This is a genomic window from sulfur-oxidizing endosymbiont of Gigantopelta aegis, assembly GCF_016097415.1.
Classification (GTDB): Bacteria; Pseudomonadota; Gammaproteobacteria; order GRL18; family GRL18; genus GRL18.
This window is the reverse complement of sequence record NZ_JAEHGE010000003.1, coordinates 200,887-226,730: the sequence shown is the minus strand read 5'-3', so window position 1 is coordinate 226,730 and position 25,844 is coordinate 200,887. Positions and strand designations below refer to the sequence as shown.

Genomic DNA, 25,844 nt, shown 5'->3' with positions numbered 1-25,844 from the left:
ATTTGAAAACACCTATTTTAAAAGCACCCTCTCAAACACAAGATCCAATAAAGAATAACGAGAATAAAAAATCAAATACCTTAATTATTGTTGTTATGGCAGTGATAATTTGTATATTGATTATCATTATTATATCTTTATTAAAGCCCTCTCCATCCTTAATAGATCAGTCTAAAGAACAACAATCTAAAATAATTAGCAATGAAATAAGTGAAAATAAATCGATACTCTTAAAAGAAAAAGATCAAATAAAAGAAGAAAAATCAGCTGATTTTTTTAATGAAGAAATTAAAATTAAATGGATGTTGAAAAAAAATAATGCAGAAGCTGAAAATATATTAGATTGGGCAGAAGAACCTTATAAAAAGATACTAAAAGATATTCAACAGGCAGATATTTTATTAAAAGAAAATGACTTTGATAATGCAGAGAAAGGATATCAAACAGCAATAAAAAATGTAGATGAAATATTAGCAAATAAAACTATTATATTAGAGCAACTGATAGTGACCGGAATAACTTTACTCGAACAGAATAAAATAAATCAGGCAAAAGAAACAATACAAAAAGCAGAAAAAATTGATGCAAATAACACCCAGATTAAACGTTTATTACAGCGTATTAATCACCGAAAGGATGTGAAAAAAATAGTAAAACAGGCAGAAGAACAACAAGAAAATGATATTAATGCTGCAATAAGTTTACTTGAAAAAGCATTCAAGATAGAACCTGAATATAAAATTATTTCAGATAATTTAGCTGTATTGAAGAACATTAAAAAACAGGCTGAGTTTAATCAGGCAATTGATAAAACTATGAAAGCCTTAGATAGGAAGAAACTGTCTTTAGCGGAAAAGTATCTTATACAGGCAGAAAAGTTAGACCCCAGTCAAATAATCTTAAAAGAGTTACAACAACGTATTAAAAAAGAACAAAAAAATAAAAAAATACGTAATCTTAAATATAAAACAAAAATATTAGAAAAAAATGAACAATGGTTGGAAGCTAGCCAACTATATAAAAAAATTCTATTGATTGACCCAAACTTGAATACGATTCTAGTCGCACAACAAAGGGTCAAGGCTTATATACGATTAAATAATTTATTAGATGCAATTATAATAAAACCAGAAAGATTACGTAATGATAAAATTTTGGAGAAATCTAAAAAATCGCTTCAGTATGTACAATCAGAAATTAATAACAATTCGGATCTATATTATTTAAAGAATATAACACCGATTTTAATAAAAAAAATAGTGCAAGTAAAAAAGATTATCAGTGATGCTGGAATTTTGGTTAGCGTACTTCTACAGTCAGATAATGAGACTGATATAGTGATATATCAAGTGGCACAATACGGTAAGTTAACAGAAAAGAAAATTCAACTTAGGCCAGGTAAATATACCATTGTTGGTTCTCGTGCTGGCTATAGAGATTTTAGACGACTTATAACAATACGTGCGAGTGATAAGGCGCGTTATATAAGAATTATCTGTAGTGAAAAAATTTAAAAGATAGATGTTATGAAACGATTGATTGAAATAAATGATGAAGCAACAAATAAAAAATTAACAAGCGAAGATTTACCTTTAACAATAAATTTTATTTATGATCCTGAAAATTCCAATAAAATTCATATTGAAAAAAAATTAATAAATAATGAAATCAATCAATCACTAGCCTGTGCTTATATTGCTCAGGAAGATGGACATCTATTTTTTCAGGCTGATAACGAGCTTATCAATAAAGAAAACATAATCGTTTTACATAACAATGAAATAATAGAAAAATCAGTTTGGCTAAAATCAGGCGATGTAATAAAAATTGCTGATAAGTTAATTCATTACCAAGTAATGGGTGATGTGATTAAGATAAAAGTCACTGATGAAAAAAATGTTTTACAGTCACCGCAAATCCCCCTCTCTCCACCTCCTTCTATATTAAATAAACATGATAAAATAAATCACTTGCCAAGAGTAGATATACCATCTTTTGAAACGAGCCCCTCAAAAAAATCAAAAATTATAAAAACTGGCTTTATTAGTTTATCGTTAATATTAGTGCTTATGGCATTTTTTATGCTTCAGGCTGAAATTGTTAGCATAGAGATTGAACCAGTAGCAGATAATCTGAATATGGATGGTTTTTTTCCTGTGTTACCCATTGCGCAGCGTTATATTATGATGGGAGGTGAGTATCAAATACTTGCGAATAAAAAAAACTATAGGAATTTAGAGAAAAAAATAATAATTAATAAAGATAAAAAAATATTCAAATTTAAGATGATAGAACTTCCAGGTATTGTTGATATTAATATCGAATCAGATAGCAGTGATACTATTTTAATAGATGATGTCGTTATGTTGGAAAATAATGAAATTGAAAATTCTAGGAATGCTAGACGCTATGAGATTGAAAAAGGTATTCACCAATTAAAGATTATCAACCCACGTTATAAAATATATGAACAGAAAATTAATGTCGCTGGGAAAAATAAATTAGAAAATATTTCAGTAAAACTAATCCCTAATTTTGCTATGCTTAAATTAATGACTCAAACAAAAGAAGTAAACATTAGTATACAAGGAGAAAATTCTAAAAAGTTTGAGTTTAATTTAAGCAAAGAAAAAGAAATTGAATTAATCGCTAAACAATATGTGATTGAAATTTCCAAGGATAAATATAAATCTATCACTAAAGAAATTACAATAAATGCATTAGAGGATATAACACTTAGCATCGATGAATTAATTCAAGAAGATGGCATTGTCAGTATTAATAGCCAACCAGAAGGCAGTATTATACGTATAGATGGTCAATTTAAGGGTAAGACACCAGAAATAATAAAACTTCGACCTAATGAAAAACATAGTATTGAACTAAGCTTATCAGGTTATAAACTATTCAAAACGTCAATTATTGTTGAGGCAGAGGAAGAAAAACAAATAAATACAACTCTGAGCATGAAAAAAGGTTTGGTATTTATTAGTATCACGCCAGCGAAAGCAAAATTATATATAGATGGCAGGCCTGTAGAAAAATCATCGGGTCAATTTACCCTGACTGCCAAGGAACATCATCTTGTTGTGAAAGCCAAGGGATATAAAACACAAACAAAACACATACGTGCGAATGACCATAGTCAGAATATTAGTTTTAACTTGAAAAAAATAAATACAATAACAGCTACTAATAAAGCTAACAAAAAAACGGTCACTAAAATAACAGCCAATGGCCCTATCAAAGACTATATCAATAGCATTAAACAACAAATGCGTTTAGTTCAAGCAGTTGAGTTTACAATGGGTTCAAAAAATAATGAATCAGGCCGAGGTTCCAATGAAAGAGAATATAGGGTGAAGTTAGACTATGCTTATTATTTATCAGCAAAAGAAATCAGTAATGAACAATTCAAACACTATTTAGCAGCTCATAATTCAGGTAGTGTGAGTGGCAGTTCAATAAAAAGTCTAGCAATAGCTAAACAGCCGGTGGTGAACATAAGTTGGGATGATGCTGCAAAATTTGCCAATTGGTTAAGTAAGAAGGAAGGTCTTAAACCATTCTATCAAGAATACAAGGGTAAAATGAGTGCCATTGATCGCCATAAAAAAATAACAGGTTATAGACTGCCCTATGAAGCAGAATGGGCTTATGCGGCAAGGGGAAAAAATCAGCAGAAATATCCCTGGTCGGGTGGCTTTCCGCCACCTGATATGGCAGGTAATTTTGCAGATGAATCGGCTCAGTCTTTTGTGAGCAATATTATTGATAATTATAATGATCAGTCTGCAGTAAGCAGTTCTATAGGTCAGTATAAAAAAAATGCGCGAGGCTTTTATGATTTAGGTGGTAATGTATCCGAATGGTGTCAGGACTATTACTCCCCTTTTGTAGGTTCTGTCAATAGACAGAAAATTACTATTAATCCTAAAGGGCCTAAAAAAGGCACCCATCGAGTCGTAAGAGATTCAAGTTGGCGTGACTCATCGATTAAGGAATTAAGGCTCAGTTATAGAAGTTATAGTAAAAAGAAAGCCAATGATATTGGTTTTAGACTGGCGAGATATGCACTATGATACTAATATCAAAACTAATGCTTAAAATAAGGTTTAAAACAAAGCCTAAAATAGCGGTAAAAATAATATTGCCACTATTAATTTTTATATTGGCTGTGATGATGGGCAGTAATCATCTCTATGCTGAAGAAAAGAAACAGCAAAAATCACAATCAAAAAAAGCACCTTTAAATACCAAACAAAAGACTAAACAAAAATCAAAAAATTGGCCGCCAACTTTTATTCCCAGTGAAAAAATTAATGCCGATAGTTCAGTATCATTTCCAGTGGATATATGAAATGACAGTAAAAATAAACGATTTAATTAATTTGGAAAAATAATGAATAATAGAAGAGATATTCCTACGGAACTAATTGTGCAAATTTTTTCCTTATTAATTGCCTTTATAATTGTCCATGCTTTTTATATTTCAGTTATACGCCCACAAGCCGATGCATTCATCCAACAAGAACATGAGTTGATGCTCAAGGATACTACTTATGTGCAAAAAAGAAATTTTTATGTGGTAGTAAGGGATTATGAGCAAGAAGCCTGTTTTATATTAATGTTCTGGGCTTTTTCTATTATGGGCTATAAGGGATTTTTATCACGTCAACAAGGTAAGTTATTGGATATGGACTTATTAAAATTACCTGTCGACCTTCCCATTGGCCCAGAAGATGCCAGATCCTTGCTACAACGCTTACAAGAACTACCAGCAAACATGCAACAATATTTATTACCCAAAGCATTAAAAGTGACTATTCAACGTTTTGCAGCAACTTCCAATGTGCATGATTCAGCCACGGCAATGCGTGATATTTGTGAGTCAGAATCACAAAGACTGGACACTGAATTGTCAATTATTCGTTATATCGCCTGGGCCATTCCATCAGTTGGATTTATTGGTACGGTTCGTGGTATTGGTGATGCGCTATCACAGGCAAATCGTGCAATGGAAGGTGATATTACTGGAGTGACAGAATCGCTTGGTGTTGCCTTTAATTCAACTTTTATTGCACTGGTCATCTCCATTGTACTGATGTTTTTTATTCATCAATTACAATTATTACAAGAACGCCTGGTGCTAGATTCTGAAAGCTATTGTGATACTAACCTGATCGCAAGGTTGAGAAGCCTATGATTGCTAGTAATAATTCTGACGCTTTGTAAATTCCACCATGAAAAATAAAAAGAGGGATATTTCCTCCTTTAATCTCGCGTTTCTCGATATTATGTTTTGTGGTTTTGGTGCCGTGGTTTTATTGGTGCTGATCATTAATTCACAGATAGTCAGTGATAATAAAATAAAAACACAGGATCTTACTGCTGAAGTTGATAGGATAGAAAGAGCAACAGAAGCAGCAAAAATTTATCATTTAGCGATGCAAACTAAGTTGCAGGAGAATGCTGATGAATCCAGTCAAATAAATGATGCAATCAAACAGCTGAAATCTAAGCAAGCAGAAATAATTAAAAAAAATAATCAGGACAATAAGAAAAATCAAGCCATAAGAAAAAAAATACTGGCCTTGCAAAATGAAATCAAAGCCATGAATAAAAGTAATATCACCCAGAAAAAGATTAATGATATATCACAAGCTAAGACCGGCAATAAAGTTCGACAATATGAAGGTGAAGGGCATCGACAATATTTAACCGGATTAAAATTAGGGGGTAAACGAATACTATTTTTATTGGATAGTTCAGCGTCTATGTTAGATGAAACAATCGTTAACATTATCGTCAAACGCAATATGCCTAATCACATTAAACGCGCTTCAAGAAAATGGCAGCAGGCTATTAAAAGTGTGCAATGGATGGTAGCAAACCTTCCGGTAAATAGTCGCTTTGCTATCATTAGTTTTAATGATAAAACTAATGACTTGAACTCTTCACTTAAGAATGAAAAACCCTATCAATGGCTAAAAAGTACAGATAAAGAAAAGCTTAATCGTGTGTTTGCTCAACTAAAGAAAATCGTGCCACAAAGAGGAACAAATTTAAGGAAGGCATTTGCAAGTGCCAATAAATTTTCGCGAAAACCAGATAATATTATTTTAATTACCGATGGCCTGCCCACTCAAGGCGCGACAAAGACGAATAAAAGTAAAATTGATTCAGCGAGTCGTATCAAATTATTTCGTAATGCTATAAAAATAATTAATAATAAAATTCCTGTGAATACAATACTCTTAGCAATGGAAGGTGATCCAATGGCCGCCGCATTGTTTTGGAAGTTGGCAATTGATACCAGAGGTTCCTTTATTACTCCAAGTCGAGACTGGCCATGAAAAAACGCTCGCAAAGAAAAAGCATTGAAGTGTTCAGCCTGTCTTTTTTAGACGTGGTTTCCTGTGGCTTTGGTGCAATTATATTATTATTAGTTATTAGTAAAATATCACAGCCTCTGGTCATAGAAGAAACCACAACGGACTTGAGAAAAGTATTGGCAGCACTTGAACAGCAATTAGAAATTATTCAGGGTGAAATAAAAACCACCGATAGAGCACTTACTCGTTCAACCAAAGAGAACAGCACTCTTAAAAGTCAGAAAAAAAATCAGGCATCGGCATTGAGCCAATTAAAAAATGAATTTAAAGATGCCAATAATAGTCTTAATGCGCAATCCATCATTAAAGAAAAATTAGCTCAAGCGAAACAAAGTCTAACGGATGAAATGCGTCGTTTGCAACAAACAACAGCCGTTGTAAATAAAGAAAATACTGTGGGTGGCATCAGTGTTAATAGTGAATACATTATTTTTATTATTGATACATCGGGTTCAATGCGAAATTTTGCCTGGCCCCTAGTGAGAAAAAAAATGCAGGAAATACTTAAAATTTATCCTAATGTAAAAGGAATTCAAGTGATGAATGACATGGGTGACTATATGTTCAGTCAATATGCGGGTCGCTGGATTAAAGATACACCGGGTAGACGGCGAGCGATATTAAAACGCTTGGTTTCATGGGAGCCTTTTTCCAATTCATCACCTGAAGAGGGGATTTCTCAGGCTATTCGACGTTTTTATAGCAGTGATAAAGCTATTTCACTGTATATTTTTGGCGATGATTTTGCTCGTGGTTCGATACAGGCTGTGGTTGAAACAGTAGCACGACTTAATAAAACAAATCGTGCGAGCAAAAAAAGAGTAAGGATTAATGCAGTCGGTTTTCCAGTATTATTTAACCATCCTGGCACGGAAGTTAATATTGCTCGCTTTGCAGCCCTAATGCGTAAACTGGCAGAAAATAATGAGGGAAGTTTTGTGGGACTGACTTCATTAAGATAGGTATTAAGTTAATTGGCAGCGACGAAGTGAAAAATTTAGCTAATTTGTGTCCATCCCTTTATTTGATAATTGTGACTGTAGGGTGGGCATGGCTTTATCTGCCCACGCTGAAAGTGTGAAGACAAGGTATTGAGTCAGCGTGGGCAGATAAAGCCATGCCCACCCTACGGTTCTTTATGAGTAAAGAACCGTATTGACGGATGGGTACTAATTAACGTGATGAAGCAATTGCAATAATTGCTCAGGCTGCTGCTTCAAATCTTCCAGAGTAAATAAATCCAATTGAGCTAAAAACGCATCACGCGCCTGATGTAAGATACCTTTTAAGCGGCATATTGGCACAATAGGACAGGCGGGTTTTTCACAATCTACAATGTCTAGATTGCTCTCCATTTTTCTTACCACATCACCTAAGCGTATATCATGGCAATGGTGATTTAATTGTAAGCCTCCACCCTTTCCCCGAGTTGTTTTAATAAAATCCAGTTTCCCCAGTTCGTGGACAATTTTTACAATATGATTGCGCGATAAGGAAAAACAGTCAGAAATTTCAGTGATATTGCTGAGTTTTTGTTTATCCTGAAGTGACAGATAAATCAAAATTCTCAAAGCAAATTCTGTTTTCTGGGTAAGCTGCATACTTTTCTCGTGAGTTGGCTCATTAAGATAAAAGGTAGTAAGCTATGACAATATCGTTAATTAAAAGAAAAAACAATAAGTAAATTAATAAATACTAATATCACTTGAATTATTTATAACATATATATAAAATGCATCTTTTAAATAATTCAAGCAAATAGGAAAAATAGTATGAGCACATTATTCGAAAAAATTGGTGGTGAAGCCGCAGTTGAAGCCGCAGTTGATATTTTTTACCGTAAAGTATTAACGGATGATAGCATTAGTCATTTTTTTGAAACAGTGGATATGGAAGCCCAGCATGCCAAACAAAAGTCTTTTCTAACGATGGCTTTTGGTGGTCCGAATAACTATACCGGCGAAGATATGCGCAAGGCACATGCACCATTAGTTGCAAAAGGACTGAATGAAAGTCATTTTGCAGCCGTTGCCGGACATCTGCAAAGTACCTTACAAGAATTGAATGTGGCTGATGAGCTGATAGCAGAAGTAATGGCTATAGCCGGTGGCACCAAAGATGATGTTTTAAATCGTTAAAATGAGGTTTTAATTGTGGCAGAAATAAGCTATCAGGGCGTAAAATATGCTCAATTACAGGATGAAACCGTACTTGAGACATTATTGCGTAATAACATCAACGTGGCTAACTCCTGTCGTGCCGGAGCCTGTCATATTTGTCTTATGCATTGTGTCAAAGGTGAAGTGAACGAATCAGCACAAAAAGACCTAAAGCCAACACAAAAAAGGTTAAATCACTTTCTCGCCTGCCAATGTCAGCCTGAGCAAGATATTGAAGTGGCCTTGCCTGATGATGAAGATGTTTTCGTTTCTGCTCATCTGGTTGAAAAAGAACAATTATCACCTATGGTGTGGCGTTTTCGCTTTGAGACACCGGTGCCGATGTTTTACCATGCGGGACAGTTTATCAATGTTAAAAATCCAGCGAGTGATATTCGTAGTTATTCCCTGGCCAGCTTACCCAGTGAAGAAGAATTTCTTGAATTGCAGGTACGTAATGTGCCCGATGGTAAAATGAGCCAATGGCTAGTGAATGAATTATCAGTTGGTATGCACCTTGATATTGAAGGTCCCAATGGTCATTGCTTTTATTCAGATGATGCTGAACAAAGTATTTTAATGCTGGGCACAGGTACAGGGCTAGCCCCCTTGTATGGCATTGTTCGTGATGCCTTACATCAGCAACACAAGGGCGAAATACATCTTTATCATGGTGCTGTTAATATTGAAGAACTGTATTTGCATGATGCTTTGACTGCTCTGGCACAAGCACATGATAATTTAACGTATCATGCTTGCGTACATGGGGTGGAAGATCTTGAAGGTATTAGTTCTGGACATGCGCCGGATATTGCTTTGGCCAATCACAAGTCTTTACGAGCTTGGAAGATATTTTTGTGTGGTTCAGCAGAAATGGTACAAAAAGTCAGTAAGCTGGCATTTTTGTCCGGTGCAAGTATGAAGGATATCTTATCCGATCCCTTTACTTCAAGTGGGGCTTAAGCTAACGCGAATCCACCTTAGGCTTTATTGACAAAAACGATAATTTCACCTATTTTTAATTAAGAACAAAATATGCAATGGATAGCTTTTTGGACTATTTAAAATATATTGCATTAGGGGAATTATTTAATGAGTATCAAGCATTTATCGGTTAATTTCATTAGCCGTTCACTTCTTCTTGCAATATTCACAATATTTTCCTTGGCGAATCCTCTCTATGCTGCTCAAGTTAATGAGATGGTTAATGAGAAGCTTAAGGAAATTAACCTTGGAATCCTGTCGTTAGCCCCGCCTTTAAAAACCTATAAAAACTGGAAACCATTTGCTAATTATCTGGAAAATGCAATTGGCATACCTGTTAATATCATTGCACCCAGAGGCTTTGGTAAGCTGAAAAAAATGGCAGAAAAAAAACAAGTTGACCTTTTTTATGTCAATTCACATATTTTTTACCTATTAAAGCAAGCAGATAAGGCAGTTGCCATTGCCCAAATGGAAAATATTGAAGATAGTACTACCAGTCAGAGTTCAATATTTGTCCGTAGTGATTCAGAAATTAATAATGTCAGCCAACTCAAGGGCAAAACCTTTGCCTTTGTTAGCCCAATGGGCGCAGGCGGTTATTTAGCACCCAGAGCCTATCTTTATCAACATGGCCTGAAAACCAAACGCGGATTCAACTCTGAAGTGCAACGCAGGAAATTCCAGTTCTTGCAAATGATTTTTTCATTGCCTGGAATGGTGTTTGAAAGCCGAGTGCCTTTCTAGGTCTATTATTAAGTTTTTCCATCATGTTGTAAACCTCTTTATCAGTCACTTCTTTAAAGTCTGTATCTTTAGGAAAATATTGTCTAATCAGTCCATTAGTATTTTCATTTAACCCTCGCTCCCATGAAGAATAAGGGTGGGCAAAATAAAATGCTGTATCAAGAGCTTTGCTTACCTGCTCATGATAAGCAAACTCTTTACCATTGTCTGCGGTAATACTATGAAGCCTGTCTTTAAAGGGTTTAAGCAATTGTATTGTTGCTTGTGTCACCCAATCAGCCTGTTTGCCATTCACTCTTGCTACTAATGTGTAAAGCGTTTTTCTTTCTACAATCGTGACCAGAGCACCACTGTGTCCTTTACCGATCACTGTATCAATTTCCCAGTCACCAACACGACGTTTATCATCAACAATCTTAGGACGGTCATCAATGGAAATTCGATTAATTATTTGTCCTCGACTGCTTTTACCGTTACTACCACGCTTTTGGTATTTCTTTCCCTGACGCCTTAAATACTGATGTAAATCACCACCTTGCTTCTTATCATCCCATATGTGTTGATAAATACGTTCATGGCTAAGAAGTAGCATTTTGTCATTCAGTAACCAACCTGATATCTGTTCAGGACTCCACTGGTGCTGTGAAAGCTTTTCATCAATAAGGGCAATCATGTCATCCGTCATTTTAATTGCTTTAGAAGCATTGTAGCGACGCTTAACGGCTTTTTCTTGAGCTTGCTTAAATCGATAGCCACGTAAACCAGCGTTGCGTTTAATTTCACGGCATATAGTAGATTTACTCACCTCAATCGCCTGAGCAATTTTAGACTGGGAAATGCCATTTTTAATCTCAGTCGAAATGTAGTATCTTTGTTCTTGTGTCAATTGCTTGTAAGTTCTCATAAGTCACTTTACTCTTGCAGGAGAAAATGGCCGATTTTACAAGCAATTGGCCATTTTTTCGAGCAAATCATTGCTGTACTTATGATTTTTTTAGTAGCGCCGTCAGGCGCGTCGCTGTCTCATGAAATTCCCGGGGTGGCCATCGCTACGCTCGGCCACCCCGGGAATTTCATGAGCCAGCGATAAACCAGCAAATATCACAAATACAACCAAATAGTGTTGCACTTATGAGTTGAATCTAAGAAAGAAGAAACCACCGAATTGTTTACTAAAAATCTAACCAACTCAATTTATGATGTCTTATTGGGCAAAGCCGATGCTGCGACCATGTGTGGTGTGAACTATCAATTAATGAAGAAAAAAATAGACACCGGTGAGTTAAAAATTATTGCCTCGAGTGGCCATTATCCAGAAAATGTATTAGCTTCTAGAACTGGGTTTGAACACGAATTACTCATAAAAATAAAGAAAATTGTTATTACTATGCCAGATTCTGAAGAAGGTCAGGCCGTGCTTAAAGCCATGCAGAAAATGAAAATCAAACGTTTTATTCCTTATGATCCAGCTATAGAGAATTTAACCAAAGAATTGCTAAAATCTGGCGAGTTTAGTGGCTAGATTTCATTTAAGTTTATTTTCAACAATTGCCATTAGTCTTATTTTTCTTTTTATTGGTGCAATGCTGACTTCAGGTTACACGATTTTGCTTAATCAGCATAATCAGCACTTGGAAGAAAAAGAGCGTTTGGCTTATGCCAGTGCCAAAAGTCTGGCCGAAGGGAGTATTGATGCTCTGATCTCAAGGGATTATGAATTATTAGAGCGTTGGTTGAGCGCAATCGTCCTAAAAGATATTTATGCCTATGGGTATTTGTCCGGACCAAAAGGGCATATTATTATCCATACGGATGCAGAAAAAATTGCTCAATATTCACCTACCTTAGCAGCGTTTAATTTATCGATGAGTCGTGAATTAAGCTATCAGGGTGAGCCCGTCAAAGAAATTATTTATTCATCTAAGGTCAACGATGAAATTTTTGCTAATGCGCATATTGCCTATTATACGTCAGACAATATTTTCTCTGCATTTAAAAATAAAGAAATTTATATTTTACTCAGTGTGATGGTTTTTTTTATGGCATTAATTTTAACTGCAACACTTTTTATTATTCGTATGCATACATCTCCACTGACACAGTTGAGTAAAAACATACAGAATTTTTCATTTTCTGATGAGCAAATAAAAATTGAAAATAATATTTTAGAGCGGCCCGATGAAATAGGTGTTTTAGCTAATACCTTCAAATTAATGATTCAACGCTTAAAATCAGCCTATGATGATTTGAAAAAAGAAAAACAAAATTTACACTTAAAAGTAGAACAACGTACAAAGGAATTAAAACAACAAAATGAACTTTTATTGAATATGCAGGAAAAACTCGTTGAGACTGAGAAAATGGCCTCTCTGGGCAATCTTGTGGCCGGTGTTGCACATGAAATAAATACTCCCATTGGTATTTGTTTAACCGCGATTAGCTATTTGAATGATGCGAGTATAGAGCTTAAAAAGAAACATGAGAATCATGATTTATTAGAACAAGATTTCACAGACTATATGGATGTTGTACAGGAAAGTGGTGAAATTGCACTAGGGAATATTAAGCGTGCAGCACATCTTATCAGTAATTTTAAAAAAGTGGCTGTTGATCAGCATATAGAAGAATCCAGTTGTTTTAATTTTTATGAAAATTTACAACAAATCATTAAAGTGCTTGAACCCAATTTAAAACAAATCAATATCAACTTTAAAATTACAGGTGATAAGACCCTGAAGGTGATGAGTTATCAAGGTGTTTTTTATCAAATAGTGAGTAACCTTGTGATGAACTCAATTATTCATGCCTTTGAAACAGCATCGACAGGGGACATTAACATTGATTTCCTTATGGAAGATGGAACACTGAATTTTAAGTATTCTGATAATGGTGCTGGTATACCGGAGAATATTTTAGATAAATTATTTGATCCTTTTGTAACCACAAAACGTGGTCAAGGAGGAACGGGCTTGGGTACACATATTGTTTATAATTTAGTCGTGCAAAAATTAAATGGTAGCATTGAATGTCAAAGCGAAATTGGCAAAGGTGCTCAGTTTAAGCTCTTTTTACCACTTAAAAAATGTTGAATAAAGCACACAAAAAATCTAATAAATCGTAGTAATAAGAACCACCAAAGAAAGTATCTCTGAAAGTGGTGACTTATCGCAATATGCCGTACTACTTCAATCTGTTATCTCAAATCTAACCAACAAAGAAAATTCCACAGAATCCGGTGAAGCAGAGCTTTTTTAGTAAAAAATCATTATTCAGCACTTATAATGCATTTATATCCCACTAAGACCGTCAAAATGGTTTAAAATAAAGCAGATATTATGAATTTGATGATCTGAGGTCTTTCTTTTGAAAAAACTAATCGTTTCCTCACTGATGTTATTATTAACCGCTTGCCAGACACAATTTCCCATTCTTTCTGAAGAGTCGAATGCTGAGCGGGCTATAGTCAAGGCAAATGATAAACAACAATCACCCTGCCAAGATCAGTCCATGAGACAAAATATTTCGACGGCTGATTATTTATTAGCAGTCAATAAAATGATTGATGCGATGTTACACAGTCGAGCGGTCAACAAAGCCAGTGCAGAGCGACGCATAAGAGTTTATCTCTCCCCTATTCCTTCTGTAGATACTGCTGATAGTAATAAAAGTGAATTACTGAATCAGGCGATCAAAAATCGCATACAGCGTTCAGGAAAATTTGTTTTGCAGTCAGCCTTAGAGCAAAGCGAATATCAGCTAAGTGGAGGCTTCAATGGAAGCTGTTCCATGTATCAGGGAAGGCAGCAAGATCAGTTGTCATTGAAATTAATCAACAATTTGACCCAGAATATCATTTGGTCAAAGACACAACGACTTCAATAGAAAAAAGAAAAACAATGGCAAAATTACCCGAAAAAACCAAACAAATTGCCCAGGTACATGCGCAATTGATCAATAGTGTCGTCATGGCCTGTCAAAATCAAAGTTTATTGTCACAACTGGAGCCAGTGTTACAAGCATCAGAGCAAAATGGTTGGCAGGACTTGATTGCACGCATCCGAAAAATTTTATCTGGCTCACGCGATACGAATTTACTCGTTGGCCTAGATGAAGAAGACGCAGCTATTGCCCTTGCCATCCTCGTTGGTCTTCAAGACCAAACTCAATTGCCGAAAATGGATGCGCCAGCAGATAAAAAATTTGCCGCACCGGGCTTGGCCAATATAATTGATGCAGCAACTAAGGGTGATGTAAAGGCATTATCAGTGCTCGGCGATATGGCAGAGCAAATGGTCGCATCAAGTGGTGATATTCGCTATTTAGGAGCGATGATTCGTCCCTTAATAAATGGCGAGCGTGACTTGAAAGTATTAACAAAAAATATGGATGAAAAAGGGGTGCAACTCGTTGAGAACCTACTTGATGAATTATCCCAATTGAATCCACAATAAGCAGAGAAAAATATGAGTATAGAAAAAACCTTACATGAGCGTAGTGATTCAAAATGTGAACTTTGTGGCGCCACAAATGATTTACAGGCTTATGAAGTGTCAGGTTCTATTACTGTGAATAGCATTGATGCAAAAAGTGATGACGAGAGCAATATTATACTTTGCCAAACCTGTTCATCACAAATTGATAATCCGGATAAAATGGATATTAATCATTGGCGTTGTCTCAATGATAGCATGTGGAGCCAAGTCCCTGCCGTGCAGGTGATGGCTTGGCGAATGCTCACTCGACTCAGTGCTGAAGGCTGGCCACAAGATTTATTAGATATGTTATACCTCGATGATGCTATGATGGCCTGGGCTCAAGCGACGGGAGAAGGTGCTAAGCAAGGCGATAGTGATGATGAACCTCAAGTCATTCATAAAGACAGCAATGGTGTACAACTTGAAGCCGGTGACACGGTGGTGATCATTAAGGATTTGAATGTAAAAGGCACGAGCTTTGTCGCTAAACGTGGCACAGCAGTACGTGGTATTTCTTTGGTGGCTGACAATCCGGAACACATTGAAGGCCGGGTTAATGGTCAACAGATTGTTATTTTGACCCAATTCGTAAAAAAATCGTAACTATTCAGTAGATTAAAACAACCCACATGGTATCAGGTTGAATAGCTTGTCTTTACAGGGTTTTTGAAAACAGGATGTTTTCATAAAGCGTCACATGGATGTGCTCGAGCGTCCCTGTAAAGACAAGCTATTTAACCTGATACGGGAATTATACTGAACAGTTATAAAATCTTTAGTTCATAATTTCGATAAATTCAGGACAATTAAATGACCAATAATGATATTTTACGCCGCATTCGTTACATTTTTGATATTAATGACAATAAAATGATTGCTCTCTTTGCTTTAGCCGATCATAAGGTCAGTCGTGAAGAAATTAGTAGCTGGCTAAAAAAAGAAGAAGATGAAGGCTTTGTAAAACTAGAAGACTTGAACATGGCTATCTTTTTGAATGGTTTGATCAATGAAAAACGTGGCAAAAAAGAGGGTCCACAACATGAGCCGGAAAAACGCCTGAGCAATAATATTATCTTTATGAAATTAAAGATTGCCCTCAATATGCAAGCTGAAGACGTTTTAAAGACTCTATTGAAAGCAGGTTTTGAAATGAGCAAACACGAACTCAGTGCCTTTTTCCGTAAGCCGGGTCATAAACATTATCGTGAATGTAAAGATCAAATTCTACGTAATTTTCTTAAGGGTTTACAACTCGAGTACCGTGACTAAACTACCACAGCTATGCCTTGCTTTCAGCTTTTTTAACTCGAATCATATTATCATCGACGTGTCTGCCATTCAGATTTTTCATGGCGGCCTTGGCTTCACCCAGTTTAGGCATTTCAACAAAGGCAAAGCCCTTGGATTTGCCACTGTCTTTATCTAAGACCAGATTACAGGATTGCACAGTACCATAGCCCTCGAATAAATCTTTTAAATCAGCTTCAGTGGTGCTGCGATCAAGGTTGCGAATTAATAATTTCATGATAAATCCAGTTAAAATAAAGAGATATAGCTAAAATAAAGAGATATACCCACCTATATTAACAGGAATCATATCGCTACCCAAATAATTTTTAGGGTGATTCTTTGGGCGATCCTTAAGTCGAAAGCGTATCTATCAAATCAATTAAAAATTCAGCTTCATCATGATCCATGACTTGCCACTTATCCAATTCTAAATTTTTCAAAATAGAGACACCGGATGGCTCATTATGCATGTTGGATAAAGTCTGTTGTAAACTTTCAAAGTGTTCAGAGAACTTAGGACCCGCTAATAAAGCATGATGAAGCACATGGATTTGGCTGGTGATGAGTGCATGGGTTTGATTTTTGACCAATTTAGAAAACTCACCATAGGCATCAGCGAGGAGAAAACCGACATCAGCCTCACCATTAATCACCTTTTTGGCAACCGTAATATAATTGCTACAGGGAAGGGATACTATATCATCCGGTGAAATATCAGCTGGTTCGAGCATGATCATCCCCATCGTATTCACATCGGGTACGTCAGTGAGCGCCACTTTTAAGCCGCTACTGAGATCTTCTATTTTAGTGATAGGACTGCCAATTTTAGAAATAATGACTGTTTCATCGTGACTGCCTAAGGGCTTAACTACCGGGGAAAAAGACTTCTCCCGGATGAGTCTAGCAATATCACAAGGGTTGGCATAAATGAGATCGATGCTATCGCTATCGATGGCCTGTGATAACTCTTGAAAATCATTGACCATATTGATATGGATAGGCACATTGATTTGCTTTTGTAACCAGGTATTAAAAATATACCAGCCGGAGATTAATTCCGGTTTAAAATCTGGGCTAATAGTCAAATTAAATGACATGGTAAACCTCCAAAAACTATTCGGGTTGTAGCGTATCGATAAGGTCAATCATAAATTCAGCTTCTTCATTGTCCAATGCCTGCCATTTTTCAAGTTCCAGACTTTGTAGTAAACTTTTACCACTGACATTCTGGTCAAGTTGAACCATTGCAGACTGTATGGCTGAAAACTGCTGAGATAATTTAGGACTGATCAAAAAAGTATGATGTAAAAGATCAATTTTACTGCGTATTAAAAGCTTTAATTGCTTTTTGACCAAAGAAGACAGTTCATCAAAAGAATCAGCAAGCATAAAACCAATATCACTTTCACCCTTCATGACATTTTTCGCAATAGTGATATTATTGCTGCAATTTAGGGTAGAAAAATCAGCTGGATAAATATCAGCGGACTCAAGCATAATGCTGCCGACCATATTGACATCGGGTGCATCCGTGATAGAAACTTTGATGCCTGCTTGTAGTTCTTCTACTGTTTGTATGTCACTATCAGCATGAACAATAATCACAGCCTCATCCAGTTTGCCAATCGGCTTAGTGACCGGAAGAAAAGATTTTTCACGAATTAGCTTGGTCATATCAAAAGGGTTGGCATAGATAAGATCAATTTTATCCGCATCGATTAACTCACCCAATTCAGAAAAATTGTTCACCATTTCTAAGTGAATATTTTCCCCAATGGTTTTTTGTAACCAGGTGTTAAAGATATACCAGCCGGAAATAAGATCAGGCTTAAAGTCAGGACTGATCGTGAGCGTATATGACATGATGCTTTCCTAGAGTACTTGAATGACTTTCTATAAAAATAGACATTAAAAAATAGCTTAAAAAAGAGTGGGATATAATTTAATGCATTCAGCGACTTTTTTGGCCGAAGGCTTTCTTCTGACGGAGGTATAACTAATGATTTTCCCCTCGCGAATATTCGGAATCACCGTAGCATAGACCCAATAAAACCCCCCATCTTTACGCAGATTTTTAACATAGCCATGCCATTTTTCTTTGTTAGAAACGGTCTTCCATAAATCACCAAAAGCAGCAGGCGGCATTTCCGGATGTCTTAAAATATAATGTGCTTGGCCAATGAGTTCATCTTCCTCAAAACCGGACATGGTAACAAAGGACTTATTGACATGGGTGATAACACCATTAAGATCCGTTCGTGACACAATGAGACAGCCATCGGGGAACTCTGTTTCAATATCAGTGAATAATACATCACGTTCTTGCCCATCATGGTACTTAAGATGTGCTTCCTGATACTGATCGCCGGGTAGATCGTCAGTTTTCATATCATGCATAATGAAACCCTATTGTTTACAACTTATCGTTAATAGTAAGACTGTCAAAGCTTAGAGTGCATTTATAATAGCTTGGTAATACTATCAGCAGCACGTTTAACATCGAGAAAAATCAATCCTAGTTTTGCCTTTGGTTTGGCTAATACAGTCACAACCGCTTCTTCACCGGCATGGGTCATGAGCACAAAACCCTCTCGACCTTTAATTAAAACTTGCTCTAATTCACCTCGGGCAAGTTCCTGTGAAGTGCGATCGCCTAAGGATAGCATCGCTGCACTCATGGCACCGACCCTATCTTCATCTAAGCTCTGTGGTAATACTGCAGCAATCATTAAACCATCTGTAGAAATGACGGCAGATGCTTCAATATCAGCAGAAGTTCCATTGAGTTCATTCAAAATGGAAGATAACATATCTTCTCTCATTGTTCTTTCCTCTTTTTGATCATAAAAAGTGTGTAAGTAAATAAACTATAATTGTTCTGTATAATTCCCGTACCAGCTTGAGCAGTTTGTCTTTACAGGGACGCTCAAGCACATCCATGTGACGCTTTATGAAAACATCCTGTTTTCAAAACCCTGTAAAGACAAACCGCTCAACCTGATACTCTGATTGTGCTTTATAATTTTCTGAATCGTTACATAAGTTTTAGTTGTTGTTCTCTGTTGGTGATTGATAACTATAATAACGCTTATGTAAATGCCAGACTAAATCAACAAAAGCTTGCTGATCAAAACGGGGGACACCAGAGATGACCAACATAAAGACTAATTCACCAATGTATATAGGCCAGAAGCCCAGTTGACTATATCCGCCAGCATCAACCAGAGCAAAAGCACCGGAATGGATGTTCAAATTGCCTTTGATAATACCCTGATGACGACTATAAAGCGTCACAAAATCACCACTCATTGCTGAGAGTTCTTCGGAGGCTTCATGAGTAAAGCCATGACTGGCTAAATAAAATCCCTGACCATCTGCCAGCAAGGCTTTTTTGTCGCTGGATAATTGTTTTAAAAGATCTGGTAGAGAATCTTCAATTGTCCCCTCTTTAATACTTTGTTTTTGTTCAAATTGCTGTAAAAAATTGAGTTTTTGTAGGTGATAAATGACTTCATCTTGTAGACCCGACATATCCTTAAAAATATCAGCCAAGGTATCACTATCAAAAGTTAGGCTTTCATTACCATCCATTAATTGTTGTAAAAAAAGACGAGCGGGTTCATTATCGCTGGAACTAACACAATAATAAGCCCCTGCCGGTGAAGGGAGCAGATTTTTATCGGTTAATCTTTCTAAGGCAGCATCATTCATGCGGAACACTCCAGGCCAGGATCAATAGTAAATAATAAGGCTTGAACCAAATAAGACATATCATCAAAATTACGGGCATCCACTTCAAAAATAGCTCCCTTAAAGCCCAGTTCTTTAAGCCTACGCTGATACTGATCCATCTTAACCAAAGGCACAATATCTGTTTGTGTAATGCCAATTGAAACCCCGGTTTCTTTAATATAATCCTTAAACGAATCAAGAAAAAAAGTCATATAATGTGGCTATACTTAACCGGACACACAACTTAAAATAACTAAAAGATAAAAAGTGTGACCTAAAATGAATGATCAAACAAAAAAACCGAATAAAAGCTATACATCAGAATTTAAAGAATCAGCTGTCAAATTAGCTAATGAGACGGATCAACCCGTTTCTCAGACTGCCAGGAGCTAGGTGTTAATGTAAATACTCTACATACCTGGATCAGTAAATATTCCAAACCGGTGAAGACGGTAGCCAATAGAAGTGATGAACACATTTATGATGAAGTAAAACGTCTGAAAAAGAATTGGCAAAAGTGATTCAGGAGCGTGATTTATTAAAAGGCCACAGCGTACTTTGCAAGGGAAACTTTGTGAAGTACGCATGGATAACTGATCAGGCTAAAGATTACCCGGTAACGATTCTGTGCCGTTTATGGATGTTTCCCGTAGTTGCTATTATGATTGGGTTAGCTCTCCTAAAACGGATAGAGAGAAAGAAAATGAAGCGCTTACTGAGCAGCTAAAAAACTGTTTGAAGACAGTCGCAAGACTTATGGAACCCGTCGTCTTAAAAGAAAACTGGCTGAAAAAGGCGTTCATATAAGCCGCCGGAGAATTGGTCGATTAATGAAAAAGCCGGTTTGTTTTGTAAAACGAAGAGACGCTTTAAAGCGACGACTAATTCCAAGCATAATAAGCGTATATCTCCAAATTTACTGGAAAGAGAGTTTACTGTCTCTCAACCTGATCGCTACTATGTGGGTGATATTACCTATATTGCCACCAAGGAAGGCTGGTTATATTTAGCGGTTGTCATTGACTTATTCTCTAGGCAAATTGTTGGCTGGTCGATGGATGAGCGAATGAAAGCCAAGCTAGTCAATGATGCTTTACTGATGGCCATATGGAAGCGTAAACCAATGGATGGATTGCTTTGGCATACTGACCGAGGTAGCCAATATGCCTCTGATAGTCATAGAAAAATATTGTCGGATCATAACATAATTCAGTCTATGAGCCGCAAAGGAAATTGCTGGGACAATGCTGTATCAGAGAGCTTCTTTCATAGTTTGAAAACTGAATTGACGCACCATTGTCGATTCAAAACCAGAGTAGAAGCAAAGCAGGCAATATTTGAATATATTGAGGTATTTTATAATCGGGAGCGACTTCATTCGGCTAATGATTATTTGTCACCAGTCGATTATGAAATACAGCAGGAAATAGCTTAAATCGATTGATTGAAGAGGGGTAAAGGCGACATAAATGCCGCCCATTACCGTTGACGGCCATCGGCTCCTCAGCCTGTGCCGTGAAGATATTGTAACAGGATCATTACCGTTGTGAAAATACCTTGGGTGAATGGAACGGCTCTATCGTTCCAGAGGGCAAAGCCCTTTCTCTTCATCTGTTTAAAGTTAACATGAGAAACTAAAATGATAGGAAATACAAAATGACAAAAATCACTTGAAACAGCCAAAAAATATTTAGAAAACTGTCCGGAAAAGTGTTGACACATCAATATCATTCAAAGGATCCGGCGGGTATTATCCAGCAATAATATAAGCCCTAAACCATTGCTGGTGAGAATGTCCCACATGAAATCAAAGCGTTCCTGCCCAGGAGTGCCATAGAGGTGTATTTTTTCCTGAGCATCTAAGGTCATCGTGCCATAGTCCATGGCAACCGTGGTTTCAGCCTTTCTAACGCGAGTCATATCCGTGGCGCTTTGATTGGTAGAAACCGGTGCACTGTCACTGAGGGTTTCAATGGCGGTGGTTTTCCAGAACCAACAGGACCAGCAAAGATAATTTTTAATTCGTTCATAATTCATTCCTTAGAAGAATAATGATAATGTAAGTGAAAAGTACTTATTCAGGCAGATTTACTGATGGGAGGTTTCTCTCCTTTCTCTCCAAAATGCAAGAGTTTACCCAATAATTTAGCCAGTATTGATTTGTTTTTGTGTCGTTTTGGTTGCTCATTAACAAAGGTTTTATCTATTTGACGTCGTGAAATATTGGCCAGTCCGATGGATTTACAGGCACTATAAAAAGCAAAGACATAACGTTGTTCAATGTCGAGTTGACGGGCAACATCGGGTAGGTTGCTAGCCTGTTCGTAGAGCAAGGCTGCAATGCGCACACCATGAGGAACAGCGGCTAAACGTGTCATGTTAGGCCATTGCATCAAATAAACCGGACGATCTAAAGGTGTGCCTCTAGGAACGCGATCCCGTGAAGACCAAAGACTAATCAGCCAGGTAAAAGACTCCATACGCCAACTTTGTTTTTCCTGATTCTTTTGTCGTGTTTTGTTTTTATTGGATTGAATGATGTCATGTAATTCATCACGAAAAGAGGCATCTTTTATCTTGTACGATACTTGGTTATCGTGCGGCATAAGACAGAGTGGGCGAATAATACCAGGCCCTACGTTGCTATAAACACGTTGTTCTTGATAGTCAAAATAAAAAATATGATTAAAGGCGTTGAGTTGAATAATAGCATCTTCTTTACGTGATTTTATACAGACTTTTTCGACAATGGATTGTAACGACTTATTGGGATTGTAAAAACTTTCTCTAATTGTGTCGGGTCATTGATATCTATATTTTTTTGCACACCCACAAAATCTACTTCATTGGCCACCTTCATTAATTTACCAGCATTGGCCGTCACAGCATTAGGCTTTGGTGTTAGTATTTGATTGTTTTTTGTTTGTCGGCTAATGTTTTATCAGCCAAAGTTTTATCGTTTAAGGTTTCAACATTAAACTGATTATTACTGACATTAATTTTAACTTTCTGAGTCGATTCATCGAAGTCATTATCTATTGCAGGTTTGTTTGGTACTACTTTATGTTGTGATTTAAAATGTATTTCTGATGTGTCAACACTTTTCCGGACAGTTTTCTAAATATTTTTTGGCTGTTTCAAGTGATTTTTGTCATTTTGTATTTCCTATCATTTTAGTTTCTCATGTTAACTTTAAACAGATGAAGAGAAAGGGCTTTGCCCTCTGGAACGATAGAGCCGTTCCATTCACCCAAGGTATTTTCACAACGGTAATGATCCTGTTACAATATCTTCACGGCACAGGCTGAGGAGCCGATGGCCGTCAACGGTAATGGGCGGCATTTATGTCGCCTTTTACCCCTCTTCAATCAATCGATTTAAGCTATTTCCTGCTGTATTTCATAATCGACTGGTGACAAATAATCATTAGCCGAATGAAGTCGCTCCCGATTATAAAATACCTCAATATATTCAAATATTGCCTGCTTTGCTTCTACTCTGGTTTTGAATCGACAATGGTGCGTCAATTCAGTTTTCAAACTATGAAAGAAGCTCTCTGATACAGCATTGTCCCAGCAATTTCCTTTGCGGCTCATAGACTGAATTATGTTATGATCCGACAATATTTTTCTATGACTATCAGAGGCATATTGGCTACCTCGGTCAGTATGCCAAAGCAATCCATCCATTGGTTTACGCTTCCATATGGCCATCAGTAAAGCATCATTGACTAGCTTGGCTTTCATTCGCTCATCCATCGACCAGCCAACAATTTGCCTAGAGAATAAGTCAATGACAACCGCTAAATATAACCAGCCTTCCTTGGTGGCAATATAGGTAATATCACCCACATAGTAGCGATCAGGTTGAGAGACAGTAAACTCTCTTTCCAGTAAATTTGGAGATATACGCTTATTATGCTTGGAATTAGTCGTCGCTTTAAAGCGTCTCTTCGTTTTACAAAACAAACCGGCTTTTTCATTAATCGACCAATTCTCCGGCGGCTTATATGAACGCCTTTTTCAGCCAGTTTTCTTTTAAGACGACGGGTTCCATAAGTCTTGCGACTGTCTTCAAACAGTTTTTTAGCTGCTCAGTAAGCGCTTCATTTTCTTTCTCTCTATCCGTTTTAGGAGAGCTAACCCAATCATAATAGCAACTACGGAAACATCCATAAAACGGCACAGAATCGTTACCGGGTAATCTTTAGCCTGATCAGTTATCCATGCGTACTTCACAAAGTTTCCCTTGCAAAGTACGCTGTGGCCTTTTTAATAAATCACGCTCCTGAATCACTTTTGCCAATTCTTTTTCAGACGTTTTACTTCATCATAAATGTGTTCATCACTTCTATTGGCTACCGTCTTCACCGGTTTGGAATATTTACTGATCCAGGTATGTAGAGTATTTACATTAACACCTAGCTCCCTGGCAGTCTGAGAAACGGGTTGATCCGTCTCATTAGCTAATTTGACAGCTGATTCTTTAAATTCTGATGTATAGCTTTTATTCGGTTTTTTGTTTGATCATTCATTTTAGGTCACACTTTTTATCTTTTAGTTATTTTAAGTTGTGTGTCCGGTTAAGTATAGCCACATTAGTCATTATTCACATCTGGCCTGGATCCGTAATATTAAGGAAAAATTTGATGTTGATATTCCTTTTCCTATCATAGCGGATCTGGACATGAAAGTGGCTAAAAGCTATGGCATGATTCACCCCGGTGCAGCGGATACATCGGCAGTACGCGCTACTTTTATTATTGATGATAAAGGAATACTCAGAGCCATGGTTTACTATCCCATGAGCAATGGCCGTTCTATAGATGAATTCGTTCGCCTAGTTAAGGCTATTCAAACTTCTGATGCAAATGGTGTGGCAACACCTGAAAACTGGCAACCCGGTGATAAGGTCATTGTACCACCACCTGCCACAGCAGAAGCTGCTGAAAAATGCCTTCAGGAAGGACATGAATGTGTTGACTGGTATTTCTGCAAAAAGTCCTTATAAAAATGGAGTCGGTATAAAAAAGGTGAACATTTTTATGTTCACCTTTTTAGTGATTTATCGTTAAGCTTCTACCTCTTCTACTGGTTTAGGTAATCCCGCCAGTTTACTGAGCATGATGACAGGACCGTGTGGAAAAAGTTCATATAAAAACTTTTTGTATTCTTCCTGATCACGGAAATGTTTTCCTTTGACTTTACCTAACGTTAGAATCAATTTATGCATGCTTGGATGCATCATTTTATCTTCATAATATTCTCTAAAATATTCGACTAATCCCCGTGCTGTTTCATTCACTGGCTTATGACCTGCTGCTTCATGTTGTTTGATTAAAGCTTCCATAGTGTCTTCATTCCAGTCATCAGGATTAAGCAGAAAACCTTCTTCATCTGTTGCGATTGTTTTACCATTAACTTCAATGCTCATTGTTTGTCTCCTGTTAATTGTTATATTTTTAAAATCTGGTCAGATTTGTAAAATTCAAGGCACTAGAAATAATTATTGATGATTTTATTGTTATTAAAGACAATAGCAATGGTAGTGATTAAGCTCAAAAAGCTTGATTTAGCATACGGATAGGCATACGTTGTACTTTGAGGATAAATTATAATTACGAAGCATGTTAATGGTAAAGGGCCTATAAATTGTATTATCTCACTTATTACATCCCAGACTCAGATAATGAGCGGGTTAAGCAAGCCTTATTTGAGTCTGGTGCGGGTAAAATTGGCAATTATGACCAATGTTGCTGGGAAGTTCTGGGAAATGGTCAGTTTCGTGCGTTAAAAGGGAGTCAGCCTAGTCTTGGTGAAATCAATCAGTTAGAGCAAATAGCAGAGTATAAAGTAGAAATGGTCTGTGCGGATGAAAACATTGATACGGTGTTGGAAAGGCTATTAAAAGAGCACCCCTATGAGCAGCCTGCTTATTTTATCAGCCAGGTGATGACGCTTGCAGATTTAAAGCTTACTAAAAAGTAACAAAAAAAGCCTGACTAAATGAATAGACAGGCTTTTTAAAGCCGGCTTATAAAAAGCAAGCTACAACAATTAAGC

27 protein-coding genes and 4 pseudogenes are annotated in these 25,844 nt (G+C 36.7%); 18 read left to right on the top strand and 13 right to left on the bottom strand.

The window, feature by feature from the left end; translation table 11 throughout:
- Window positions 1-2: 2 nt before the first annotated feature.
- From JEU79_RS24625 to JEU79_RS24600, 6 genes are read left to right on the top strand one after another with little or no spacing between them, the layout of a single operon-like run.
- The gene (locus JEU79_RS24625) at window positions 3-1,514 is read left to right on the top strand and encodes a tetratricopeptide repeat protein (RefSeq protein ID WP_198266560.1); all 1,512 of its coding nucleotides are present in this window, start codon (window positions 3-5) and stop codon (window positions 1,512-1,514) included.
- Window positions 1,515-1,526: 12 nt separating this feature from the next.
- Window positions 1,527-4,082: an SUMF1/EgtB/PvdO family nonheme iron enzyme gene (locus tag JEU79_RS24620; RefSeq protein ID WP_198266559.1), complete on the top strand. Its 2,556-nt coding sequence runs from the start codon at window positions 1,527-1,529 to the stop codon at window positions 4,080-4,082.
- Window positions 4,079-4,360, top strand: coding sequence for a hypothetical protein (locus JEU79_RS24615; RefSeq protein WP_198266558.1), 282 nt, complete (start codon window positions 4,079-4,081; stop codon window positions 4,358-4,360). The genes JEU79_RS24620 and JEU79_RS24615 overlap by 4 nt, the downstream gene beginning before the upstream one ends.
- A 42-nt stretch (window positions 4,361-4,402) precedes the next feature.
- A complete protein-coding gene (locus tag JEU79_RS24610) occupies window positions 4,403-5,206 on the top strand; it encodes a MotA/TolQ/ExbB proton channel family protein (RefSeq protein ID WP_198266557.1) in 804 nt (267 codons plus the stop codon).
- Window positions 5,207-5,243: 37 nt separating this feature from the next.
- Window positions 5,244-6,356, top strand: a complete 1,113-nt coding sequence (locus tag JEU79_RS24605; protein ID WP_198266556.1) for a vWA domain-containing protein — start codon at window positions 5,244-5,246, stop codon at window positions 6,354-6,356.
- On the top strand, window positions 6,353-7,357 hold the full coding sequence (locus JEU79_RS24600; RefSeq protein WP_198266555.1) for a VWA domain-containing protein: 1,005 nt from the start codon (window positions 6,353-6,355) through the stop codon (window positions 7,355-7,357). The genes JEU79_RS24605 and JEU79_RS24600 overlap by 4 nt, the downstream gene beginning before the upstream one ends.
- 207 nt (window positions 7,358-7,564) lie before the next feature.
- Here the strand turns inward: JEU79_RS24600 and JEU79_RS24595 are convergent, their stop codons facing one another.
- A complete protein-coding gene (locus JEU79_RS24595; protein WP_198266554.1) occupies window positions 7,565-7,996 on the bottom strand; it encodes an Rrf2 family transcriptional regulator in 432 nt (143 codons plus the stop codon).
- Between the two features lie 171 nt (window positions 7,997-8,167).
- Between JEU79_RS24595 and JEU79_RS24590 the strand changes: the two genes are divergently transcribed.
- The 3 genes from JEU79_RS24590 (at window position 8,168) to JEU79_RS24580 (ending at window position 10,285) form a co-directional block, all read left to right on the top strand.
- Window positions 8,168-8,533 carry a group I truncated hemoglobin gene (locus tag JEU79_RS24590; RefSeq protein ID WP_198266553.1) on the top strand — a complete coding sequence of 122 codons (366 nt, stop codon included), beginning with the start codon at window positions 8,168-8,170 and terminating at the stop codon, window positions 8,531-8,533.
- Between the two features lie 15 nt (window positions 8,534-8,548).
- On the top strand, window positions 8,549-9,517 hold the full coding sequence (locus JEU79_RS24585; RefSeq protein ID WP_198266552.1) for an FAD-binding oxidoreductase: 969 nt from the start codon (window positions 8,549-8,551) through the stop codon (window positions 9,515-9,517).
- A gap of 129 nt (window positions 9,518-9,646) precedes the next feature.
- Window positions 9,647-10,285, top strand: coding sequence for a phosphate/phosphite/phosphonate ABC transporter substrate-binding protein (locus JEU79_RS24580; protein WP_198266551.1), 639 nt, complete (start codon window positions 9,647-9,649; stop codon window positions 10,283-10,285).
- Here the strand turns inward: JEU79_RS24580 and JEU79_RS24575 are convergent.
- Window positions 10,194-11,189, bottom strand: a complete 996-nt coding sequence (locus tag JEU79_RS24575) for an IS30 family transposase (protein ID WP_198263143.1) — start codon at window positions 11,187-11,189, stop codon at window positions 10,194-10,196. The two genes, JEU79_RS24580 and JEU79_RS24575, sit on opposite strands and share 92 nt — an antisense overlap.
- Window positions 11,190-11,450: 261 nt before the next feature.
- On the opposite strand from JEU79_RS24575, the gene JEU79_RS24570 reads away from it, so the two are divergent.
- From JEU79_RS24570 to JEU79_RS24545, 6 genes are all read left to right on the top strand, one after another.
- Window positions 11,451-11,807: a phosphate/phosphite/phosphonate ABC transporter substrate-binding protein gene (locus JEU79_RS24570; RefSeq protein ID WP_198266550.1), complete on the top strand. Its 357-nt coding sequence runs from the start codon at window positions 11,451-11,453 to the stop codon at window positions 11,805-11,807.
- Window positions 11,800-13,374: a HAMP domain-containing sensor histidine kinase gene (locus JEU79_RS24565; RefSeq protein WP_198266549.1), complete on the top strand. Its 1,575-nt coding sequence runs from the start codon at window positions 11,800-11,802 to the stop codon at window positions 13,372-13,374. The genes JEU79_RS24570 and JEU79_RS24565 overlap by 8 nt, the downstream gene beginning before the upstream one ends.
- A 274-nt stretch (window positions 13,375-13,648) precedes the next feature.
- Complete coding sequence (locus tag JEU79_RS24560; protein WP_198266548.1) at window positions 13,649-14,167, top strand: hypothetical protein; 519 nt, start codon at window positions 13,649-13,651, stop codon at window positions 14,165-14,167.
- A 14-nt stretch (window positions 14,168-14,181) separates the two neighbouring features.
- On the top strand, window positions 14,182-14,736 hold the full coding sequence (locus JEU79_RS24555; RefSeq protein WP_198266547.1) for a hypothetical protein: 555 nt from the start codon (window positions 14,182-14,184) through the stop codon (window positions 14,734-14,736).
- Between the two features lie 12 nt (window positions 14,737-14,748).
- Window positions 14,749-15,363 carry a PhnA domain-containing protein gene (locus JEU79_RS24550; protein ID WP_198266546.1) on the top strand — a complete coding sequence of 205 codons (615 nt, stop codon included), beginning with the start codon at window positions 14,749-14,751 and terminating at the stop codon, window positions 15,361-15,363.
- Window positions 15,364-15,570: 207 nt separating this feature from the next.
- The gene (locus tag JEU79_RS24545; protein WP_198266545.1) at window positions 15,571-16,029 is read left to right on the top strand and encodes a YehS family protein; all 459 of its coding nucleotides are present in this window, start codon (window positions 15,571-15,573) and stop codon (window positions 16,027-16,029) included.
- Window positions 16,030-16,039: 10 nt separating this feature from the next.
- Here the strand turns inward: JEU79_RS24545 and JEU79_RS24540 are convergent, their stop codons facing one another.
- From JEU79_RS24540 to JEU79_RS24510, 7 genes are all read right to left on the bottom strand, one after another.
- The gene (locus tag JEU79_RS24540; RefSeq protein WP_198266544.1) at window positions 16,040-16,285 is read right to left on the bottom strand and encodes an RNA recognition motif domain-containing protein; all 246 of its coding nucleotides are present in this window, start codon (window positions 16,283-16,285) and stop codon (window positions 16,040-16,042) included.
- Window positions 16,286-16,400: 115 nt separating this feature from the next.
- The gene (locus tag JEU79_RS24535) at window positions 16,401-17,147 is read right to left on the bottom strand and encodes a phosphate/phosphite/phosphonate ABC transporter substrate-binding protein (RefSeq protein WP_198266543.1); all 747 of its coding nucleotides are present in this window, start codon (window positions 17,145-17,147) and stop codon (window positions 16,401-16,403) included.
- Between the two features lie 16 nt (window positions 17,148-17,163).
- Window positions 17,164-17,913, bottom strand: a complete 750-nt coding sequence (locus JEU79_RS24530) for a PhnD/SsuA/transferrin family substrate-binding protein (RefSeq protein ID WP_198266542.1) — start codon at window positions 17,911-17,913, stop codon at window positions 17,164-17,166.
- 57 nt (window positions 17,914-17,970) lie between these two features.
- On the bottom strand, window positions 17,971-18,447 hold the full coding sequence (locus tag JEU79_RS24525) for a PAS domain-containing protein (protein ID WP_425511203.1): 477 nt from the start codon (window positions 18,445-18,447) through the stop codon (window positions 17,971-17,973).
- A 62-nt stretch (window positions 18,448-18,509) separates the two neighbouring features.
- Window positions 18,510-18,872: a roadblock/LC7 domain-containing protein gene (locus JEU79_RS24520; protein WP_198266541.1), complete on the bottom strand. Its 363-nt coding sequence runs from the start codon at window positions 18,870-18,872 to the stop codon at window positions 18,510-18,512.
- A gap of 223 nt (window positions 18,873-19,095) precedes the next feature.
- Window positions 19,096-19,761, bottom strand: coding sequence for a hypothetical protein (locus tag JEU79_RS24515; RefSeq protein ID WP_198266540.1), 666 nt, complete (start codon window positions 19,759-19,761; stop codon window positions 19,096-19,098).
- Window positions 19,758-19,994, bottom strand: a complete 237-nt coding sequence (locus JEU79_RS24510; protein WP_198266539.1) for a GTP-binding protein — start codon at window positions 19,992-19,994, stop codon at window positions 19,758-19,760. Before JEU79_RS24510 ends, JEU79_RS24515 begins: the two co-directional genes overlap by 4 nt.
- Before the next feature lie 67 nt (window positions 19,995-20,061).
- Between JEU79_RS24510 and JEU79_RS29055 the strand changes: the two are divergent.
- A pseudogene (locus JEU79_RS29055) lies at window positions 20,062-21,217 on the top strand (IS3 family transposase).
- A gap of 308 nt (window positions 21,218-21,525) precedes the next feature.
- On the opposite strand, the pseudogene JEU79_RS24490 reads toward JEU79_RS29055, so the two are convergent.
- From JEU79_RS24490 to JEU79_RS29050, 3 genes and pseudogenes are all read right to left on the bottom strand, one after another.
- Window positions 21,526-21,812 (bottom strand): annotated as a pseudogene (locus tag JEU79_RS24490) (GTP-binding protein); the annotation flags it as partial.
- Between the two features lie 48 nt (window positions 21,813-21,860).
- The gene (locus tag JEU79_RS24485; RefSeq protein ID WP_198266537.1) at window positions 21,861-22,388 is read right to left on the bottom strand and encodes a hypothetical protein; all 528 of its coding nucleotides are present in this window, start codon (window positions 22,386-22,388) and stop codon (window positions 21,861-21,863) included.
- A gap of 771 nt (window positions 22,389-23,159) precedes the next feature.
- Window positions 23,160-24,305, bottom strand: a pseudogene (locus tag JEU79_RS29050) (IS3 family transposase); the annotation flags it as partial.
- A 76-nt stretch (window positions 24,306-24,381) separates the two neighbouring features.
- Here JEU79_RS29050 and JEU79_RS24460 point away from each other — a divergent pair.
- Window positions 24,382-24,792, top strand: a pseudogene (locus JEU79_RS24460) (redoxin domain-containing protein); the annotation flags it as partial.
- A gap of 60 nt (window positions 24,793-24,852) precedes the next feature.
- On the opposite strand, the gene JEU79_RS24455 reads toward JEU79_RS24460, so the two are convergent.
- Window positions 24,853-25,215, bottom strand: a complete 363-nt coding sequence (locus tag JEU79_RS24455; protein WP_198266536.1) for a TusE/DsrC/DsvC family sulfur relay protein — start codon at window positions 25,213-25,215, stop codon at window positions 24,853-24,855.
- A 218-nt stretch (window positions 25,216-25,433) separates the two neighbouring features.
- Here JEU79_RS24455 and JEU79_RS24450 point away from each other — a divergent pair, with 218 nt between their 5' ends.
- Entirely contained in the window at window positions 25,434-25,769 is a 336-nt protein-coding gene (locus JEU79_RS24450) for a YqfO family protein (RefSeq protein WP_198266535.1), read from the top strand.
- Window positions 25,770-25,844 lie beyond the last annotated feature (75 nt).